The 21,938-nt window shown below is 35.4% G+C and carries 13 protein-coding genes; 4 read left to right on the top strand and 9 right to left on the bottom strand.

Annotated features, from left to right (window positions below; genetic code table 11):
• Nucleotides 1-98: 98 nt before the first annotated feature.
• The gene (locus tag CES88_RS12505; protein ID WP_290734864.1) at nt 99-3,086 is read left to right on the top strand and encodes a FecR domain-containing protein; all 2,988 of its coding nucleotides are present in this window, start codon (nt 99-101) and stop codon (nt 3,084-3,086) included.
• On the opposite strand, the gene CES88_RS12510 is transcribed toward CES88_RS12505, so the two are convergent.
• Nucleotides 3,045-4,199 carry a hypothetical protein gene (locus tag CES88_RS12510; protein ID WP_290734865.1) on the bottom strand — a complete coding sequence of 385 codons (1,155 nt, stop codon included), beginning with the start codon at nt 4,197-4,199 and terminating at the stop codon, nt 3,045-3,047. The genes CES88_RS12505 and CES88_RS12510 overlap by 42 nt on opposite strands.
• 44 nt (nt 4,200-4,243) lie before the next feature.
• Nucleotides 4,244-5,929 carry a hypothetical protein gene (locus tag CES88_RS12515; protein WP_290734867.1) on the bottom strand — a complete coding sequence of 562 codons (1,686 nt, stop codon included), beginning with the start codon at nt 5,927-5,929 and terminating at the stop codon, nt 4,244-4,246.
• Between the two features lie 284 nt (nt 5,930-6,213).
• On the opposite strand from CES88_RS12515, the gene CES88_RS12520 reads away from it, so the two are divergent.
• Nucleotides 6,214-6,996: a response regulator gene (locus CES88_RS12520; protein WP_290734869.1), complete on the top strand. Its 783-nt coding sequence runs from the start codon at nt 6,214-6,216 to the stop codon at nt 6,994-6,996.
• A 1-nt stretch (nt 6,997) separates the two neighbouring features.
• On the opposite strand, the gene CES88_RS12525 is transcribed toward CES88_RS12520, so the two are convergent.
• From CES88_RS12525 to CES88_RS12540, 4 genes are read right to left on the bottom strand one after another with little or no spacing between them, the layout of a single operon-like run.
• Complete coding sequence (locus CES88_RS12525; protein WP_290734872.1) at nt 6,998-9,142, bottom strand: patatin-like phospholipase family protein; 2,145 nt, start codon at nt 9,140-9,142, stop codon at nt 6,998-7,000.
• A complete protein-coding gene (locus tag CES88_RS12530) occupies nt 9,143-9,931 on the bottom strand; it encodes an XdhC family protein (RefSeq protein ID WP_290734874.1) in 789 nt (262 codons plus the stop codon).
• Nucleotides 9,924-12,233, bottom strand: a complete 2,310-nt coding sequence (gene xdhB / locus CES88_RS12535; protein WP_290734876.1) for a xanthine dehydrogenase molybdopterin binding subunit — start codon at nt 12,231-12,233, stop codon at nt 9,924-9,926. Before xdhB ends, CES88_RS12530 begins: the two co-directional genes overlap by 8 nt.
• Nucleotides 12,233-13,687, bottom strand: coding sequence for an FAD binding domain-containing protein (locus CES88_RS12540; RefSeq protein WP_290734878.1), 1,455 nt, complete (start codon nt 13,685-13,687; stop codon nt 12,233-12,235). The genes xdhB and CES88_RS12540 overlap by 1 nt, the downstream gene beginning before the upstream one ends.
• 133 nt (nt 13,688-13,820) lie before the next feature.
• On the opposite strand from CES88_RS12540, the gene CES88_RS12545 reads away from it, so the two are divergent.
• The gene (locus CES88_RS12545) at nt 13,821-14,588 is read left to right on the top strand and encodes a pseudouridine synthase (protein WP_290734880.1); all 768 of its coding nucleotides are present in this window, start codon (nt 13,821-13,823) and stop codon (nt 14,586-14,588) included.
• Here CES88_RS12545 and CES88_RS12550 read toward each other — a convergent pair.
• The 3 genes from CES88_RS12550 to CES88_RS12560 all read right to left on the bottom strand — a co-directional run bounded on the left by CES88_RS12550 (nt 14,512) and on the right by CES88_RS12560 (nt 20,781).
• Entirely contained in the window at nt 14,512-14,955 is a 444-nt protein-coding gene (locus CES88_RS12550; protein WP_290734882.1) for a hypothetical protein, read from the bottom strand. The two genes, CES88_RS12545 and CES88_RS12550, sit on opposite strands and share 77 nt — an antisense overlap.
• Nucleotides 14,955-16,658: a hypothetical protein gene (locus CES88_RS12555; RefSeq protein WP_290734884.1), complete on the bottom strand. Its 1,704-nt coding sequence runs from the start codon at nt 16,656-16,658 to the stop codon at nt 14,955-14,957. The genes CES88_RS12550 and CES88_RS12555 overlap by 1 nt, the downstream gene beginning before the upstream one ends.
• Nucleotides 16,659-16,791: 133 nt before the next feature.
• The gene (locus tag CES88_RS12560) at nt 16,792-20,781 is read right to left on the bottom strand and encodes a hypothetical protein (RefSeq protein ID WP_290734886.1); all 3,990 of its coding nucleotides are present in this window, start codon (nt 20,779-20,781) and stop codon (nt 16,792-16,794) included.
• A gap of 115 nt (nt 20,782-20,896) precedes the next feature.
• Between CES88_RS12560 and CES88_RS12565 the strand changes: the two genes are divergently transcribed.
• Complete coding sequence (locus CES88_RS12565) at nt 20,897-21,898, top strand: hypothetical protein (RefSeq protein WP_290734888.1); 1,002 nt, start codon at nt 20,897-20,899, stop codon at nt 21,896-21,898.
• The last annotated feature ends 40 nt before the right edge of the window (nt 21,899-21,938 follow it).

Here is a 21,938-nt window from a genome sequence, read left to right on the forward strand (position 1 = left end):
TTCTACTCAAATTTGCCTCACTACATTATCATTACATATATGATTATCTCTCTAAGTAGTGAAAAATTAAAGACGGGCAAAAGCTCCATTAGAATGAAATGAATTATAAGAAACTTGATTACTTTCTTCTACCTTTCACCTTTCTGTGCTTTCTTGTAAGTACATACTTTCTAGTTGCCGATCAAATTATTTCAAACCTTACTCAAATAAATTCGATTGGAATTATTACTTCAAAAACAAATACTGTAAAAACTAAGAGAGGAGATAGCCTCTTTTGGAGTAATGCACACAATGGTGGAAAGCTTGATCAAAGTGATAAGATTTATACTCATGAAAACTCAGAAGCTAAAATTGAAATTGAAAATGGCCCTAAGCTCAATATTTCAGAGAATACACTATTATCCTTATCTCAATTTTTAAAAAATAAAGAAATCACTGTATCAAAAGGCTTTATTGTTGCTGAGCTAAGTAATGAGAGAGAAGAATTCAAAGTAAAACTTGGTGAGAAAATTGTAACTTTAAATAGTAAGAGCGCGAAGGTACGAATCTCAACATCTAAGAATAACTCTTCCGTTTCCATTCTTGATGGACAAGTGGAAATAAAAGAAGACAAAAACATAACTAAAGCTAAAAAGGGTCAAGTCATAACAAAAGTAGAAAATGAAGAAATACAGGTTAGTGACATTACTGCAAATCTAATATCCCCTACAATTAACGAAGATGTCTTTCTAAAGGAGAATAGCCCTAGTGTTAACTTCAAGTGGACAGGTGAAGAATCTGGTGTTTTACAGATCTCCAAAGATTACTCATTCAGAAAAGTTTTAATTTCAAAGAAAACTGTAAACTTTCAAGATAGAATTGTACTAAATCCAGGAAGGTATTTTTGGAGAATAAAAGTTAAAGAAAAGAAAAGTATAGTTCAATCATTTACCGCTATTCCAGAAAGATCGACTACTCTTACCTCTCCTAGTGCTAATACTATATTTCCTTACCGAGAAAGAAGTCCTCAAATACTTTTCAATTGGAAAGATTCATTCTTTACGAGTTTTGAAGTTTCCATTAATGATAATGTTCAAATTGTAAGAAATAGAGACTACTTAACAACCAACACTCTCCCTGAAGGAATATATAAATGGAAAGTCAGACCTCTGAATTCTGACAAGTCACTTTGGTCAAAAGAGGCCATATTTACAATAAAGAGTCCTCCTCTACCAGAGTCACCAATCCTAATTGCGCCACTTAATAACCACGAAGTTATCCTCTTTCCGAATTCGAGGGCGGTTTTCAGATGGAGTGCTTCCAATCAAAAGAAATACCTCTTTCAGATATCTACAGACTCAAGTTTTGATAACATCGTATTTCAAGAAGAGACGATAACAAATAAATTAGAGATGAATATTAAGAAGTCTGGAAAATTCTACTGGCGAGTAAAGTCAATTGATAACTTACAAAGAGAAACAAATTTCTCTATTCCAAATGCGGTCTCCATTAATCTTTACGAAACAAATATGATACCAGCTTCTGGTGCAAAACTAGTGATTAACAAACCAAGTAAGAAAGTTGAATTTAAATGGAAAGACTTAAGAACTAAAGAAAATAAAAAAGTTGCATATACTTTTGAATTATCAAGAGATGATTCCTTTTCGACTATTGAAAAATCAGAGCTTGTAAAAACCAATTACATCGAAACCAGTATCCCCAAAATAGGTACATATTATTGGAGAACAAAGGTTGTAATCGAAGGAAAACCTCCATACTATGGTGCCCCACAGCGAGTTACCATTAGCCCTACACCTCCTCCTTCAAAGCCGAAGATTCAAGATAAGTTAGAAGTAGAATTAAAAATTAATTACATAATTGATGGAATAAAGAGAATTTTTTCAAGCTTTATGAATTTTCTAATACCAACGGTATCTGCAGCAGAAGTAAATACTTCGGCACAAATAAAATGGGATAAGATTGCAGATACCAAGAAGTACTTTCTAGAAATTTACTTAGACAACGATTTAAAAGAAAAGATTTTAGAAGTTGAGCTATCTGAAAATGAATATACTTTAAAGAACTTCAAAGAAGGTACTTACTACTGGAGAATTGCGACACTGGATTTTTGGAATAGAAGAAGTGAATTTTCAAATCTATCAATACTTAGCTTAAAGTTACCTGAAGTAGTAAAGAAAATATCAAAAGTATCACTTAATTTCCCTAGAAAAAACTTTTCATTTGAGGGGAAAAAGAAATTTATTCAATTTAAATGGAAGAAGTCACCAGAGGCCATAAAGTATCAAATTTATCTTTCAAAGAAATCCGATTTTTCATCCACTTATTTAATGAGAACAATAACTAAGAATCAATACTCTATTTCAATTTCTGCGGGTAAGTACTTCTGGAAAGTCGTCGCATTTAATAAGTACGATAGAAGTATAGAGAGTGACTCGAACTACTTCACGATTGCTCCCATAAAAGAAAAAAGAAACACAACTCTCCATACTAAATCAATTCCTGAATATAAGAATAAATCATTTCTTTATTTCCAATACGATATTGCTCTGTCTGAAATATCACAAACTTACTCTAATTATTCTATATCAGCAAAAGACCCCATCTTCACTTCACTTGAATTAGGAGCACATCACCTTCTAAGTAAAGCGGCCCTAAATTTTAAGGTAAGAAGATTTTCAGGAAAAGTTTTTAACGAGGAAAGTTACGGTGTCTTAGCTCTTGAAACAAGTTATGAATATTCTATAACAAAGAACTTAGCTACAACTCTAGGCCTATCTTTAAATAACTTCAAGAGCTATAGCAGAGAAAATAGTATCATTAAATCTAAGAGTAACTCATCTCTATCAGTACCCATTTCTCTTAGTTACAACTCATTTTTTAAAGAGAATAGAAATAGATTAACTCTCTCCTATTCAATTGGTTCTTTTTCAAAAATACTCATTCAAAATACATTTGATTTTAATTTTAAAGAGAAAAATTTCTTTAGTATTGGTGCAGGATTTGAAAGTTACAGTGCAAGTCTTGATGAAAGTGACTTTAAAATATCAAATATATTGGGATCTCTTAGATATAATATTTCCTATTAAGAAAAGCAGAACTATAGATAGAAAGCTAAAGAGAATTCTCTCTTTCTCTGTTAGACCAACTGACCCACAGGCAATAGAAGAATCATAACTCGCCTGTCCTATGGCAGAGCTTCCAGAAATAGTAATGGTATTAATAACAGCTGCAGGATTAGTTGTTCCTGTTCCAGTAATCACACCATCTAGATCATCGTAGCGAACTCTACCACTACCTCCACTTCCCCCATCATTATCACTAGCAAAAGTTCCATTTCCCCCACTTCCACCTAACGCGGATACTGGGCCATTAATTCTAATGTCACCTTCAGCTTGAAGAAAGATCGCTCCACCAGAACCGCCGCCGCCGCCGCCACTCACATTCCCAGACCCATCTCCACCATTTCCACCATTAGCAGAAATTCCACCTGCTGCTTCAACAGTAATATCATTTTTTGCACTTATTCTAATGGCACCGCCTCCACCACCGCCGGCTCCACCGGAGTGCTCTACAGATCCAATGTTAAACACACCACTGCTTCCAGCACCTCCGCCGGCTCCTCCCACAAAGAGAGTTTCAAAGTTTGACTCTGGAGCATAACTACTTACACCTGCAGCGCCACCTGCAACACTACCACCTAAATCATCCTTTCCATCAGCACCTACCGTTGGTAAAATAGCTGTGCCAAACCTTGCGCCACCACCACCAGCTCCACCAGCATCTACAACACCACCAATATGACTAGTTATACTTCCACCTAGGCCTTCTCCATTATTTCCACCACTAAGACCATTATTTCCAGCAACTATTCCTGTGGGGCACAACCCTCCACTATAACCACCTGCTCCAGCAATTCCTCCAACAGATGCTGCAGTATTGGCTCCATTTCCACCATTTCCACCATTAATTGAAATCGTTCCAGTGATAGTCACTGAGCTTAGAGATTTTATTGTTAAAACTTTAGAGCCCGTTACTGAGAGTGTAGAAATAATTGCAGAAGAGCAGTTATAGGTATCTTTGATATCAGTGTTGATGCCTGCATTTAGATTGCAAGCACCGTCACTGCCATTTCCAAAGTCAGCAGCAAAAGAAGTTGAACTCAGAAATAAAATAAAAATTAGGGACTTTATAATAGTCATATCTCTATTATAAAGAACCCTACAATTATGACAAGAATATAAGCTTATTGAATTTTTTCTATTTTCATTTGTGTATAAATCTCATCGTCCCCAAATGTTGCAGCGATACCAAATCCTACAATTGTCCTAGAGGTTGTGCATCTATGTAAAACTTGAAAAGCACTTGCTTCTGTTACAGTGACAATTCCCATGAAGTCAGAGTTTGAAACACTTCCATAAGTCGTATGTGACCTCTGAGTTGAACCGATGAGAACGTCTTCTCCCGTTGTCATATTTCTAAGTTTAGCTTTATGAATATTGTCAAAATACCCCGGAGCAACACCTTCAATATGATAGGTCCCTGGAGATAAGAACATCTCATTTCCAGAAATAGATACAAATGAAGAATCTCCCTCGATTGTATTTAGATCTCTCTGTAAGTAACTTCCAGCTGTACAATCACCACCATGAGTCCCATTGGGCTTTATATCCTTTATGTATGCAATCTTTCTCTCTATCCCAGACTCAGGAATTAGTGATGCTGCAATTTTTCCATCAACGCCTACTTGAACAATTTTTCCTGCTGTTGCACCTACATCAACAGCAATCACACCCTCTCCATCAACTATACTTCCAACAATACCAACTCCAGCAGAAAGGTCAACGTTAGCGTCTTCACCTTTATCGCCTTTTTCACCTTTTTCACCTTGAATACCTTGTGCTCCATCAAGTCCGGCAACGCCAGCAACACCTTGTGGACCTTGTGGTCCAACTGCCCCTGTATCACCCTTGTCACCTTTTAAACCTTGGCTACCTGCTACACCTTGTGGTCCCTGCGGTCCCTGTGGTCCCTGTGGTCCAACTTCCCCCTGTGGTCCTTGAACGCCATCCACTCCAGCAGGTCCTTGTGGCCCAGTAGCGCCTACATCACCTTTGTCCCCTTTATCACCTTTTAGCCCTTGTGCTCCATTTACACCGGCAATACCTTGAGGTCCCTGAGGACCAGTTGCGCCAGTATCACCTTTATCACCTTTATCACCTTTAAGTCCTTGAGCTCCGGTAGCACCCTGAGGTCCCATAGGTCCAACTGCTCCAGGAAGACCAGCTTCACCTTGTATACCAGGGGCTCCATCTGCCCCAGCAATACCTTGAATACCTTGTGGTCCTTGTTCACCTTGCTCACCTTTTTCTCCCTCAATCCCACTAGGTAGATCAGAAGGCACCCAAAGGTTTCCGTCGAATTGAAGAACCTGTCCAACAACTGGATTGATACCTTCAAACTCTATTCCCTCTACAACCGTTTCAGCTTCCTCTACTAAGAAATTAGCTACGACCGAAAAGTTTCTAGAAGAAATTAAAGTTCTTCCTTCTAGTCTTAAACGAATTTCTTCGCTTACAGTTCTAACCTTGCTACTGTCATACCCATCATCACAATTTTCTAAATAGAGTTTATAATCCCCAGTTAGTAATTGAGCCAGAGGCAATTTTTTTGGAGTATAAGTACATACCGCGCTATTATCTAGCTCTACATAGACCTTATACTTCCCAAGAGTTCCTCTCGCATTCTTCATTCTTATGTACCTAGGAATTTGAACAAGGCCACTTATAGATAAAGAGTTCTCAGGAGTTTGATAACTAACAGACAAGGAAACTCTCTCCTTCCTGTTATGTTTCTTTGTAGAACTTTTAGCTACAGCATTTGTGCCAGTAATTAGTGCTAAAAGTAGAATACTCATTTTGAAGTTTTTCATAAGTTCACCTACGTACAATTTGATAGCTGACTTCTATTCTAAGGTAATTAACAAGATTTCTTATGAATTTATAAAAATCTTAAACTTATACAAGATAAGGCACTGATTTTATTAATATTAATTTTAAATATCTCTTATTATTTATAATAAGGACTTAGCCCCTCCTACCTATAATTGTTGGCGAGATCTTAACTAATTCATTAATTTCTCCATCTAAACATTATCCTCAAATTAATAAGCTATTATTGTCTAAGCTCTAAATAAAATTAACCGATAGGAAGGACATGGAAGAATTTGAAATTGAATTAAAGCAATCAACATTAAATGAACTCGAAGATACAATGAATGAGTTGATTGATTTGTTGCGCCCAGAGAATTTTAAGAGCCTTGATATTGACGCTATTTTTAGATCGGCCCACAGTCTTAAGGGTAATTCGAAAGCTGCAGACTTTCACACAATTGCCTCGGTAACACATTCAATGGAAGATTTACTAATCAAGAAGAAAAATGAAGAGCAAAAGGTTTCAGAATCTTTCTTTGATCTACTGCTTACTTTTAGTGATCAAATACAAAGCTCTATAGAAGAGCTAAAAAAGGATATTACTCTTATGCCAGATTTTGATGATCTTGAAGAAAAAATTAATTCTTTTACAGAGGATAGTTCTTTTGAAAAATCAAGTCTTCGAAAGCTCTTACTCGTTGATGATGATATTGATATATATAATATTGTGAGTAAGTACCTTGGTGAAAACTTTGAAATTGATTACGTCTCCAACGCTGTTCAAGCAATTGAAGACTGTAAAATTCAAGATTATGATTTAATTATTTGTGACTACAAAATGCCTGTAATGAATGGTCAAGAGTTTGCTCTCTACCTTCGTCAAGGCTCTTCGAGAAATAAACTAACACCTATGATTTTTCTTACTGCATTCTCTCCTAAACTATTCAGTCAAAAATCAATTTGGGAAAATGTTTTCTTTATGGATAAGCCTATCAAGAAAAAGAAGTTAAAATATTATGCGACGTGTGCTCTTCAACAAATTCATCAAGACCTGAGGGCTTCTTAAATTAGAATTGAAGCCCCGCCATTACTGAGAGATAAACCGGCCTCTTTGTATCACCATCATTTAAAGGTAATGTACTTAAAACAATTTCAGATCTAATCGTTTCAAATATCGTAAGGTTAAAAACACCAGAGACTAAGAAATCTGAACACCTAGAAAAGTCATTCGTAGATCTTGAGTTAATTGGGCACTTACCTACTTCAAGCTCATTCTTCGTTGAAAATTGATATCCGGCCCTAATTCCAAAACGATACTGTAAAAGTGGTGTCGAGAAACTCGTTGGCTCTGCATACAACCCAAAGTAAGGAACAATTCCTAGCCCCGAAACTTCTGGACGATAAATTAAATCAATTCCTGTTAACATTAATCCAAAACCATATCTCCAATAGAGAGATGATAGCTCTGACGAAGACATTACTGATGAAGAACCTATATTAAATGAATTATTTCCCACTAATAGATAATTTATCTTCTGTTTTGGTGAATAAAATAAGTAATTCATCAAAGGGGAAGCAAGTTGATTCATAAGAATCCCATGGTCTCGTGGCTGATTTTTTGCCGAATATTTCACAGCCTTTGTCATCTTCTCCTTCACCTTAACAAGCGCAATATCAGAACCTCTCCCCTTCGCATCTAAATCTTTAAATCTAAACTCATAGTGCCCAAGTCGCCTCATAATATAGCTTAACTGTGACTCATCTTTATATTTCTTCCAGCTCTTATCCCAGTTTTTATCGAATACTTCTGGGCCCTTTCCACTCTGTGCAATCTTACATATTTTATTTTCAACAACTTTTCCTTCTAAAACATTAGCACAATTATTAAATAAGCTTTCAATTGATACTTGAAATAGCGCCGAAAAATTCTCAAATTTAGAATCTATTATTTTTGAACAATAATTAATTGTTTCATAATGATTATTAAATACAGCATCTAAGCACTCAAGAGCCAGCATATGCTCGCTATATTGATTTAACTCAATTGCACTCTTGGGTTCATATTTACTTATACTAGCTCTCTTTGCATCAAGCATCCCCATATAGAAATCAAATATTCTAAAATCTTCTTCAAAAAATCCAAAGAAACCATACAAAGGCTCAGAAGCAAGTGGCATTGTTCCCTTTAACACATAGAGCTGATCATTTACTCTAGGGTGATTTCTTAGAAAATCTGAAATCTGCCCACCACGCGAAGAAGTTATAAAATTTTGAATAAATTTAAAAAAGTCTTGAATAATTCCTGGATCAATATTTGAAAAATCATCTTCACTTCTGATTGGATAATCTTTAATCGATGGATCAAAGTAAATGAAGGTTGTATCTTTCTCTACAGAGTCATTCTTTGCGATACTATAAGCAAGATCAAGAGGAGCATTATTAAAGATTCCACCATCTAAAAACAAGTCTTTCTCTATTGCTTCTTTTAAACAGGTAGTAATTTGAGGATTATGAACCATACAATAGTTTAAAGACATTGGCTCAAAAGCAATAGGAAAACTAGATGAAGCAAGAAGAGCATTCTTAATGAGAGAAAAGTTATCGAATCCGTCGAGGTTAAACGGTAAAAACATCTGACTACCAGTCTCTTTTAAATATACATTTTCCACAAGAGGACTCTTTCCCTCTCCACGACCAGTCATTTTAAAAACTAAATACTCCTGAACACGTGTATATTTTAATTTTGAATTTTCTTTTAATTCATAGGGGGTTTTCCTCGTAATCGTCATTCCCAAAGTTGAAGAGCACCCCTTTTTTAAACCACTCTTCCATCGATCCTCGACATTATCAAAGAGGTCTTCTAAAGAATTTCTCTGCAGTAAACTATTCGCTCCAGAACCTCTCTTTATAAAGAACTTATCAAAATTTAAAGGTATCCAACTCTTCCAAAATAATGATTTTTGAGGAAGATCAGGTAGATCTGAACATCTTTCAATTGCAGTGATAAAAGAATTAATTGCACCTGCAGAAGCACCTGTTATGATTAGATTTTCGTCCCTTCTCTTAGGTAAATTCTTCTCTAAATACATCGAATAGTATAAGAAACCTGCCTCGTAAACCCCAAGAGAAACACCACCACTTGTAGTAAGAGATAATCTCGCCATAGAACTAATAGAAAATGTAAGTAGTAAAAAACAAAAGACGTTCTTCATTTAATTTCTCTTTGAAGTTTTAAAGAACTTATCTTTATGCTCAATAAGCTGGGCCATTATACTGACAGAGATCTCAACGGGAGAATTATCACCTATTGGTGCTCCAAGAGGACAAATAAAATCAAAATTTGAAATTCCCGTAGCCCTTAATTCTTTTTCCATACTATTTCTCTTTGCTATAGATCCGATAACTCCCAGAAAAGGAAATTTAAAACCACCGGAGAGAATTTCATTTAAAATAGGGACATCCTTCCCATGTCCCATTGTCATTAAAACAACAAAGCTATTCTTTGGAATATCTTTTACATGATCTCTCATATCTTCAAGATGAATGAGTTTCACTCCTTCAAGATCTGAAAACCTCTCTATCCATTCGGCCCTATTATCTACAATTGTTAAATTACAATTTAGCTTAACAAGGAACCGGCAAAGGCTCTGGGAAATATGTCCCGCCCCAAAGACTGTAATATTCCAAGGGTTGCGATTAAAGACTTCAAAATAAACCGAGACAACTCCACCACAAGTCATCCCAATATCTTTTTGTAAATTTATATTATTAAATTCAAAAGACTTGATTTCACTCACAGCGAGGAGTTCTAGAGATCTCTTTATTGTATAATTCTCTAGCTTTCCTCCACCAATTGTTCCTACAAATTTTCCATCAGGAAAAATAACAATCTTAGCCCCTTGGTCTTGGGGAGCGCTACCTCTAGTATCAACAAGCGTCGCGACACAGAAACACTTTCCTTCTGAATCTAATTTAGAAATTTCTTGTAATAAATTATTCATCTAATAGAGTCACAATTTCCTCACATGTAGCAGGAAGTTTTAATTTAGAAGCATTTTCTGGTTTCACATAGTAAATAGCATCTTTAATGGCATTCCAAACAGAATTCCCCAAAAGAAATGGTGGCTCCCCAACGGCCTTTGACCTATGAACACAGACATCGTTTGTATTATTTTCAATCAGATCGATATTAAAAATTCTAGGAGTATCTTGAATACTTGGAATTTTATAAGTTGTTGGTGAATGAGAAAGAAGCACGCCCTTGTCACTATAGACAAGGTTTTCAGCAGTGACCCATCCCATTCCTTGTACAAATGCTCCCGAAACTTGTCCCATATCAATACCAGGATTAATAGATCTCCCAAGGTCCATCAGAATATCTGACCTTAGGACTTTCGTCTCACCAGTAAAGCGGTCTATTAAAACTTCACTTACCGCCATACCATTGGTGTAATAATTAAAGGCCTGCCCCTTACCTAGCGCCTTATCAAATCCAAGACCTGGTGTTTTATAAAAAGCATAGTCTCCCATTGAAACTCTATTAAAGTAGGCGATAGAAACTAACTCTTTCAAAGTAAGAAACTTTCCTGTTTTCGTATCAGTCACTTTTGAGTCTTCAAAAATAATATGACTTAAGTCTTTACTATTATCGACTTCAATCTCATCGGCCGGAGTTAATTCACCTTGCATATGGGTATAGAAAACAGAGGTAAGTCTCTGCTTTATTTTATTACAAGCTATTAGTGTCGCCATTCCATTAAGGTCTGACCCACTTGAAGCTGCCGTTGGAGAGGTATTATGATTCTTCTCCGTTGATGTTGGCATAACTTGAACTTCAACGGCAGGGATTCCGAATGCTCCGGCTGCAATTTGCTGAATCTTTGTATTTACCCCTTGTCCCATTTCAGTTGCGCCAGTAGAGACCTGCAGAGTTCCATCAAGATGCATATTAACAAGAGCATTAGCTTGATTTAAAAACCTAGCGGTAAAAGCAATTCCAAATTTAGTTCCCGTTACAGCAATTCCCTTTAAATGAGTAAGTGAGTTTTTATTAAATTCATCTATCTCTTTTCTTCTCTCTAGATATTTAGAAGAGGACTTAATTTTTTCCATAATTTCTGGAAGAGTATTGTGATCAACGAGTTGTCCATAAGGCGTAGAGAGATCTTCGCCGCGGTAAATATTCTTCTCTCTAATTTCGAGAGCATCTTTCTTTAGGTGATGTGCGATCTCTTCGATAACACTTTCAATTGTTGCATTCCCCTGAGGACCACCAAATCCTCTAAAGGCAGTATTGGAATGAATATTTGTCTTACAAACTCTGCCTAAAATTTCAACATTTGGAAGATAATAACAGCCATCACTATGAAGCATCGCTCTTTCAAGTATCGATTCAGAAAGATCTGTATAAGCTCCACCATTCGAAAAGAGTTTAATCTTATATCCTAAAATCTTACCCTCTTCATCAAAGGCAACTTTCCAAAAATTCTTAAACGGATGCCTCTTTCCCGTAACCCTCATATCATCATCTTTATTAATAATCATTCGAGCAGGTCTTTTTAATTTCTTAGCACAAAGAGCGACAAGAGAAGCAAATGGAGCTGCTTGAGATTCTTTTCCACCAAAGCCTCCCCCCATTCTCTTCACCACACAGACAACTTGATGATAGCTAAGCCCGAGAGACTGAGCAACAACGTGTTGCGTTTCGCTCGGATGCTGTGAAGATGAGTGTACCTCCATTTGATTATTTTCTAATGGCAGAGCTGCACATGCATGACTCTCTAAATAGAAGTGCTCTTGCCCACCATTTTCAAAAACACCTTCTAAAGTATGAGGAGCGGAGCTAAATGCCTTGTCTAAATCACCTCGAGAAATTTTCTTCTCTATCGTTAAGAAATCCTCGTTATCAATTGATTTTTGTAAACAGAGAGTTGCTTCTAATTCTTCAATATCAAGTTCTATTAATTTCTTAGCTTTTTCAATTGCTTTATAGTTTTCAGCAGCAATCACGCATACTGGTTCATACTCATAAGAAATAATATCATCAACTAGAATGGGTTGCTCTTTAACAATTGCTCCCCATCTATTATTAGCAAGATCTTTATGCGTATAGATTCCAAGAACTCCTGGGACTTTCAATGCTTTCTTTAAATTAATACCTTTAAGTTTTCCATGAGCGACAGGTGCCCCCAAGAAACCACAGACCATTTCATTTTTAAGAAAAGGTCTATCATCAATAAAAATTGACTCTCCACTCACGTGAGTCCGAGCAGAATCATGTGGGATATTCTTACCAACAGTCATTAATTTATCCCCCTAGAAGTTCCGAAACTCTCTTCTGTGTAAAATTTTAAAAGAAGGTTCTTACTCAAAATTCTTCTAAAGTTTGCACTACCTCTTACATCATCTATAGGAGTTACTTCTGACTTTAAAACTGTCGCGGCTCTCTCGAAAATACTCTTTTCAAATGGCTTACCAATAAGTTCTGTTTCAGTCTTTAAAGCTCTCATCACAACTGGGCCAACCCCACCAATGGCAATAGACATTTCTTTGACCATCTTATCTTCGATGCGATATCGAGAGGCAAAAGTTACAATAGAAATATCCATATCTTTCCTATTGCTTGTTTTATAAAGCTTAATTTTTTCATCTTTTCCAAGAAGAGGAATCTTTATTCCTTTTATAAATTCATCATCCTTCATGTCTAATTGCTTATAGCCAAGATAGAAAGAATTAATATTAACTTCTCTCTCTCCACGAGGACCAATTAGAACTACTCCTGCATTCGCCACCATAAGAAAAGGAATAGAATCTGCAATAGGAGAAGCGTTAGCGACATTCCCAACAAGAGTTGCTCTATTTTTAATTTGCGGAGAGGCAAAGATATGTATCATGTGAGTAAATTCATAGAACTCGTTTCGAAGCTCTTCCTCTATTTGGTGAAGATTAACTCTCGCTCCAATAAACACATCATTCTTATTTTTAATGATCTCATTCATCTCTTCTATATTATGAAGACCAGTAATGGACTCAGGATCAAAGCCTCTCTTGTTATAGAGAACTCCTATATCACTCGCACCGGAGACAAATATTGTCTTTGAATTTTTATTTTTATCAATTGCACTCTTTAAAGTAGTAGGAAGAAAAACTTCATTTGTCTCAGTCTTTATGAGCGCATCCAAACTTACATCTTCTCTAAGAGTCTTTAAAATTTCTTTGGAATTGAACTTCTTTGTTAGTGGTTCAAATTTCTTTAAGTCAATATCTAGTCCTGCTTCAATAATAGATTTATATCCAGTGCAACGACATAAGTTTCCAGTTAAACTATTTTTAACTCTTCTCTCATCAATTACTTTCCCTTCCCGCAGATGTGACTCTACTCCAGCATTTAGAGCGCAAACAAAACCCGGAGTACAGAAACCGCACTGCGCTCCGTGATTTCTAACCATTGACTCCTGAACTTCATTTAGCTCGTCATCATTCTTCAATCCTTCAACAGTTATAATATGGCTTCCATCCAGAATATGCATAAAAGAAATACAGGAATTAACTGGAACGTATTCAAAATCATCATTTTTAAGCTTATGCACATTTCCTATAATTACTGTACATGCTCCGCAGTCTCCCTCGGCGCAAACGACTTTTGTTCCGACAAGACCTCTCTCATATCTAAGAAAGTCAGATAGAGTCATGAAAGCTTCTTCACCTTTGATACGGCGAGGCTCCCCATTTATAAAAACCGATATATAATCTCTCATTAAAATTTCTCCAATTATTGAAGAATTATTATCACATAAAGTGCATTGATTCGTTAATCACTATCTGCACCTTACACCGATGCGCGGTGCAATTTAACTTCACAATAACTTAAACTTAGGATAAGTTTCACTAATGCTAGAAGAAGAAGTTGAAATTATCCCACCAGAGCCTATAGAAATCCTCTTTCAAAATGAGGAAGTTATCATTGTCACTAAGCCTTCGGGCCTCCTGGTTCACCCATACTGGAAAGAGACCAACGAGAAAGACAATTTAATGAGAAGGGTTAGAGATCAAATTGGCCAGAGAGTTTACCCTATCCATAGGCTTGATAGACCAGTTTCAGGCGCCCTAATGTTTGGGTTAAATGGAGATATCGTTAAGCGCGTTCAAGAACACTGGCATGATAAATTAAAGGTTCATAAGGAATACCTCGCACTTGTCTTTGGAGAAATTCAAGAAGAGGGTATTTTTAATTTCGCTCTTTCAAATGAAAAGAAAATTAAACAAGAAGCACTGACAAAGTATCGTCCACTCACCACCAGTGAGCGAGCAACTCTCATGCAAATAACTATAGAAACTGGTCGGACTCACCAGATAAGAAGACATTTCTCGAGGTCAAGTCATCATCTCATCGGAGATACCAAGCACGGAAAGGGAAAAATAAATAACTACTACCGTGAAACACATGGCTTTCACAGAATCTTTCTTCATTCCTATCGATTTAAAATTGATTTAGATTTCTTAAAAGTAGAAGTCGAGTCTCCCTTACCAAAAGAACTGAAGGAATTACTCACAACAATCAATATCGACTATTCAAATATCCCTACTTGGAAAGAAGTGGAGAGCAATCTATCAGGGGATTTTTCTCAGTCCAAGGATCGCGAACCTTTAATTGAATAGACTCAGCGTCTAATAAACTCATATCTGCAATATCTGCGTTTCTATCATTGCAGTTGTATTCAGCAATTGTTCTAATTTCTTTTGCATCACAATTCTTCTTACTATAAAGCTTAATAGTTTTTGCAGATAGTTTTTGAGCGTTCTTAAAATCAACGCGGTCAAGATTTGAATTAAACACATAAGTTCTTGGAGGTCTGACTATTTCTTTAACAGCAACAGAGAGAAGACAGCGGTAGTTCTTAGCTTTCACAGGAACTGACTTGGTAACTTTTCCTGCCAGACAAATTGCTGGAGGATTGTGAGGATATTCGCACATTGCAAAGGAATTACTCACAAATAGTAATAAGCATAAAAGTACTTTCATCATTACTTGTTGCTACAGCTCATAGAGATTGGATAATGATCACTAATAATTTCTTTATAAACTCTATAGAAGGTATTATTACTTAACTGAGAAAGAAATACTCTATCTCTAAAGTAATTCAAACGTTGTTCAATTTTTGAATCATCTTTAACAATTTCACCTTTCTTAATTGTGTAAACCTTATTTAGCTCAGACTTTAGTTTTGTAAGCATTTTATTCATTTGTCTTTCGCCAGTCTTTGTTAACTGGTAATCAAGACTTGAAACCATGCTTTCACCTAGCTCTTCATCTTCTGGATAAATTTGTTCAATTTCTTTATCTTGATCTTTTATTCTCTTAGATCGAACAATGTAGTTTTCACTAATATAGTCATAAACATAACCCTCTAAGTACTTAAGCCTAGAAGTATCATAGTCATCATTACTCTTTCGACAATTCAAGAAACCATTCTTTGGTAGGATAAAATGATCATAGTTACTGGCCATAGCATTTGTAGGAATTCCTCTAGAGTTTTCTTTTGCAAGACTAAGACTAGTTTCAACGTCTATTAAAAGCTCATGTTCACCAGTCTCTTTTAATAAATTGCTCCAGTATGGATTATCTGCAGTAAGATTCATATCTCCAACATACATGACATCTTTTTCTTTATAGTTCTTCTTAAGCTTCTCCATCAACTCCATCAATATTTTAGCTTCCGCAAAACGTGCATAATTAGTTGAATCAAGCCCCACTCCTAGATCTTTATAATCAGAAACTCCAAATGAAGGTCTTAAAATATTTTCCATATCCTCTCTATCTTCAACGGGATGAGGAGAAGTAAAGACAACATGTGAAGCTAGAATTGAAAAATCAAAATTACCACTTTTAAAGCTCGCAAGAAGTGGCCTTCTTGAAAAAACATGAGAAGTTTCTCTTCCCATAAATGATGCTCTTAAGTTTGGAAAACAAGCATACTTCTTAGCTGTTACATTTGAATACGTTTCTTGGCAGTGTTCATTCGTAATTGGTTTAACACTGCGGCCTCTATAATAAAAACCCGTCAATTCTTTTACATGTGTTGGTTTTGCTGAGTCTCCTCTTGGACTTAAGATCAGTGACCAAGAGCTATCTAATTTTCTAAGCTCACTTAAAACCTTTAAATATCCTGGTGACCTATAAAGAGATGGGGCTTTACTGATTGTATCTGTAACTATAGCAATCTTTGCTTTAAGGGCCTGGACTTTATCTAGGTCACCATTTCGATTGGCCTGACTTAACTCTTTCTTCAAAGATCTAAGTTCTGCAGGTCCTTCATTGATAGCATCAACAACTTCTTTATTATTTTTTGCATCTAAACTTACTAATGGCAGTAACTCTAAAGCTCCAACGATATCAGAGTTATTAATAATTTTTGCAATTAATTTATAGTCTTTATACCCAGAGTTTTGAGAACCCGGATGCCATAGGTTGAATCCACCAATTCGAACTTTACCATTACGAGTGGCCAAGGATTGAGAGTATTGCTTATCAGAGTTTGAATTATAGTGTTGATATAGAGTTCCACACTCCACATCATACTCACCATCAACAAGATAGATCTTATTATTAGAGCATTCTTCTTTAAGCTCAGCTATTGCTGCTCGATCTGCCTCAACTGTTTTAGCAAAACTAGAGTTCAAAAGAGCGAAGAATAAAAATATGCATAACCTGCAACTTATCTTGATCATAAGATCTCCTTTAATAACAAGGACGACCAAGATACCTCAGAGCTAACTTTTTAGCAAAAATATAAAGTTTATAACATATTGAAAATTCGAAATACCCTGTCAGGAATACATTAGTTTTTGAAATATAATCTATTTATTCGTCATTCTCAGACTGGGCCTTTTCAAGTAAGAGCTTGAAATGATTAAGCCTAGTATTTTTGGTGTGCTTAGCCAGTTTCTGCCCAACAACTTCAGGAAGGAGTATATGCTTAGTATAGTAGTTAATTGCCTTTCCACCAGATTTGGTAGACCTTAGGGTTTCCCAGCTAAAATCCTTATCATCATAGAAGAAGAACTTTGTTATGGCCCAGTGAGAGTCATTATCATTTTTTAAGAACTCACTTGCGGCCGTAGCAGCAAATCTCTCGGCAAAGCCACCATCAGAGTCATCCTTAACAATAAGGTTTGCAACAATTTTAAGAACTTTTCCCTCAGCAGCTCGAGACGCCTTACCATTTGTAATCAATGGAAGTAAGTATTCACTCTTTATCATATCTAAATTTTTTCTTGTATCTTCACTACCGTCTCTAAATAAGCGCTTAAAGTCATAGGCGGAAGTCATCTTACCTGCTTGATATCGAAGCTGCCTATACTTAGACTTCATTCTATTCCATTGTACTTTTTGCTTATCATTAAATTGATTATAACTTCTCTTATTAAAACGACTTAAGAACTCGAGCTCTTCCCTCTTCTCTTCCTTTAAAAGATAGTCATCAAATAGCTTTGAAACATTTTTTGCAACAACCGCGTAGGCCATAATATCAGCAAGGCGAGTTGTCTTAAAAAAATCTTTTATATCACTAAGCTTCACTGCTTTATCCTGCTTATTCATCCATTGAAGCGCTCTTTTAAGTTCACTTCTAAAAACGACAAGTTCGGTTTCCATAGACTCCTTATCAAAGATAAGTCCCTCAGCTAAATATTCTCCTAGAACAGATATGAGATTTGCTAAGGCTTCCGTACTAAACTCGCCTGAAACAATTGTTTCTCTAATGTCAGCAGAAGGGTTAATTTCATTTATCATTCCCCTTTTTCTAGAGAGAATTAAAATTTCATTTAAAAGCTCATTATCAAAGACTGCTGTTAAGATATTTCTATTTTCTTCAACAGAGAATTTTGAAGATAGGTTTTGAGAACTTGGGATTTTGTTTAAAATAAAGTTGCGAAATGAATCAAATAATACTTTATCAATATTTTCACTACACTTCTTTGCGTAATCACTTACCCAGTTTTTATGAAATACATTATCATTCCCAACTACTGAAATAAGTATGTTTAAGTTCTCTTTCTCAGCGCTTGAACCGTATTTAAGATTTTCTAAAACACTTCCGCTTCCAACCTTAAAATGGCTTTTTCTAAAAATTGAAATAAGATCCGTCTCATTAGACGAGCTCTTTAGCGCGTCTAAGTATTTGTCCTTCATTTTTGAACTAATAACATCAGATTTCTTAATTTCACTTCCTATTAAGAGAAACATATTTTCATGACAAATTTCACTCATCGATTCAGAACTTTCCCCTTTATCGTTTAATAGAGACTTGTTCTTTTGAATTTGTATTTCCGATATATTCCTAGCAACATCAAATTCTGTAATAAGAAAACATCCCTTCATTTGACTTTCAAAATCGGATTCATCTCCCGACTGAGTAGGTATAAGTTTTAAGCACTCTTCAAAGTAATAAACGGGTGTTAAAATGTTATTCGCCTCAACAGAGGTTAAAGAAAAACTCTGTCCAACATCACTTTCAAGCTTCTGTTTCATCTCTTCAAAGAAGTTATTCTTCTTGGATAATCTCTTACATTTTCTTAGGTAATCACTAAATCGGATTTCTTCCCATTTTGGAGAATACTCATCTAAACAACTTTGAAAACCTGAACTAGAACCAAGATTCTCTTTTTCATACAGCTCTTTTTCAAATGTTTTTAAGAATTGATTAGAGAAGAATTTAACTTTAAACTCGCTATTTTTAACTCTTTGCTTATTAATATGAGATTCAATATTTCTATTTAAACTAAGTTTTGAGTCTCCTGCAACAGTAGAGAGAAGAGTCTTCTTTATTTCACGTTTTTCTCTACTACTTATTTCTGAATTCTCCAATCTGTCTTCAATATAAAAATCCAAATAAGGAACGATGGCACTCTCTTCTATTTTAGATAGAACTCCTCTAAACTCAACAATACTTTTTAAGGAGCTAACCTCTTTTGAAATTTCTCTCTTGAGAACAGCTTCAAGGCTTCGAGATTTTTCTTCATTAAAAGAGTTATAAGGATCTTTCCCTATAAGGAAGGAAGCGATCCCCGATGGAGCAACTTTCTTATAGGCCATCAACTGACAATCATAAGACTTTTCAACAAGAGAATTGGCAAGAGAAAGTAACTCATCTCCACTTGCTTTTTCCGATGAATAGCACTTATTATAATTTTCTTGAAAGACCCTCTTGTCTTCGTCATTAAAACGAACACCGAGTTCTGGTGCTATTGACTCACTAATTCCCTGTAAATCTAGCTCTCCAGACTCTCTCTCAATAAACAGAAACGTCTTACTTAAACAGCTTTTCTTAGATTCAACCGGACACAATTTGAATTCATTAATAGCTTTTACAAGTATATCCCTTGTAAGATTCTTTCTACGCCCTCTATCTTCTAGAAAAACTTCTAGAGCAGCTGGAATCTTTCTCTTAGATATTCTCTCTTCACAATTGTCTTTACTGTCTTTTTCTAAACAACTCGAGTGCTCTAACAAGATCTTCGTTCTTAAATTAGTAATAAGACTATCTCCAACTAAAAAAGATTGAAGTTTAAAATCATCATCGATACTTCTGGCCAATTCACTTGTAGATACATCTCTTTGGCTTTGTTCTAGACATTGTCCAATATCTTTTACATCCACGACTAAAGGGATTTTAATCAGCCTAATATGTTCAACGTTTTGGAATAGCTCTCTTGAACTTAAACATGAAACAAGTCTTTCTTTAATAGCTTTTCCAGATAATTTTTCTTGAATAGATAGAAAATGATTCTTCTCGATATCTTCATTCAAAATCGTTTCAAGTTCAGAAATTTTTATACAATCGATTCTAGCTTGATCAAGAGTAATCTTAGAAGTTGAACTCTTTCTTGAAATAAGGCGATCATTCATACATTTAACAAATACTTCTTCGATCTCAATAATATACTTAGACGAATTATAGAACTCTTTAAAATATAACTCATTATTAGTAATTGATTTAAAGAATCTTTCACTTCCATCAACTCGTACAACTTTTTCATGATTAACTTTATCATTTGAGAGAATAATTTCCCTCTTCGTATCTAACTTCGAAGCATACGTGTCTAAAACTTTCTTAGCACTCAACTTATTATTATCTCTAAATACTTCTAACACGACTTTATTTGTGTTTTGAAGACCATTTTCTTTCTTCTTAAAAACAGTAATTGTATTTCGATCGTTCTTACTCGCCTCTAAAGTCATTAAATACTTCTCACTATCCTTAACATGATAAAAGTCTCCGTCTTTAATTATTTTTAGTTTGCTAATATCGCTCTTATTAGAGAAGAGTGAGAATTTTAAGATATTTAATTTATTATCAGCAATTGCACGAAGCTCTACAGGGCCTTTTCCTTCGATGTTGACTGTCGTCACAAAGAAGCTTCTTTGCTCTTTTAAATCCTCTTCAAGCTTTTGAGTTATTTCGCTTACGATTGGTGTTAGAGATGTTGCGGACTCCGGAGCGACATCAGCAAAAATAACAACATTACAACTTGAGCCGTCGAGATATTTTATATTTTCAACACTGGTTATTATTTCTTCGATTAAATTCTTTTTAAATTTTTTCTCTGTAAGAATTGTTGAAATAGAAGAGATAACAGAGTCAATCTGTTCTACATCAGCTGCATCAAATCTCTCTTCTCTTTCCTTAGAGAAGAGACCACTCTTATACTTAATTAAAACTTTCTTATTTAGAGAGCTATAGTAGACTTCAACGTCTTTTGAAAAGCCATTACTTTCATACAGCTTCGTCCATACACTACCAAAAGAGTAAAGACTTACCAATAACGTAAATAGTAGAAATAATGATTTCATTCTAATCCCTCGTTTTCCTTAACGGAATGTAGAGGGAAAAGCTGAAGACTTTCTTTAAAATTACAACGACTTAGCTCTTAAACTTTTCCTAAAGAAAACGCTAACCTATACCGATATGAAGGGAGAATGTTTTGAATTAGAGAAACCAATCACGAGGTCAGAGGATATGTTCCTAAAGAAAATTTTAACTTTATTACTACTACTTTCAATTACTTCTGCAAATGCAGGGGGAGGAAAACTTATTGATTTCCTTCTCTTCGATTCGGGAGTAGCAGAAATTCTAACCAAGAACGGAGTTGACGCAATTGCAATTCCAAGAGTTAAGAGATACGTGGCCAACTCTCTTCAAGCATTAAGCTTTTCAGGAAAGAAGCCAACAAAAGCTCAGTTAAAAGAAATCCTCAATAGTCTTGGAGGAACTCCACAAGACTTAAGAATCAAGAACTCATTAATTGCCCTCTTGGATAAACCCGAAGATCAATTAAAAAAGAGCGATGTTGTTAATGCAATAAATAGTCTTATCTTCCTTGCCAATAGACATGGTAGTACAGGTTCAGCAATGCTTGCTTGTGCACAGTGTGTGAGTGATGTTCTAAGTAAGAATGGATTTAAGTTTACTCTTGAGGAAATTAATAATACCACTGCTAAGAAAGTACTCGATCAAACTCTTCCAAAGCAACCAAGACAATTAACAAATTATATCAATACAAAAATGGCAAAGTACAACTTTGGTGATCTATCTAGAGTAAGTCCTAAAATGCTAAGACCAGAAGAAGAAAAGTCTCTAGGGTTATTTCTTGGACTTGCAGAAGCTGGAAACAAGCAACAGAAAGATCTAATTAATGCAGTTAGAGAATTTAGTACTGATCAAAATGGTGTGACAAACTTAATTGACTCAAGAAATCCACATACTTTTTGGAAGTTATTCAGTGAGGATATGGACGATGAGACTGTTGAAGGTTGGACAAAAATCTTAAAAGAGGCTAACGCAAGTGCTGATGGACAGACAAATAAGCAAGATGCCTTCTACGCAGCTCTAAAGAAAAGAGCTGGTGACGATGATTATATGAATGACCAACTTGAATTTCTAAAGAAGAAGAATTGCTTCTTTAGATAAAATCACAACCTGAGAAGCTCTAAGTGAGCTTCTCTCTTAT

It is taken from the genome of Halobacteriovorax sp. JY17, from assembly GCF_002753895.1.
Lineage (GTDB): Bacteria > Bdellovibrionota > Bacteriovoracia > Bacteriovoracales > Bacteriovoracaceae > Halobacteriovorax.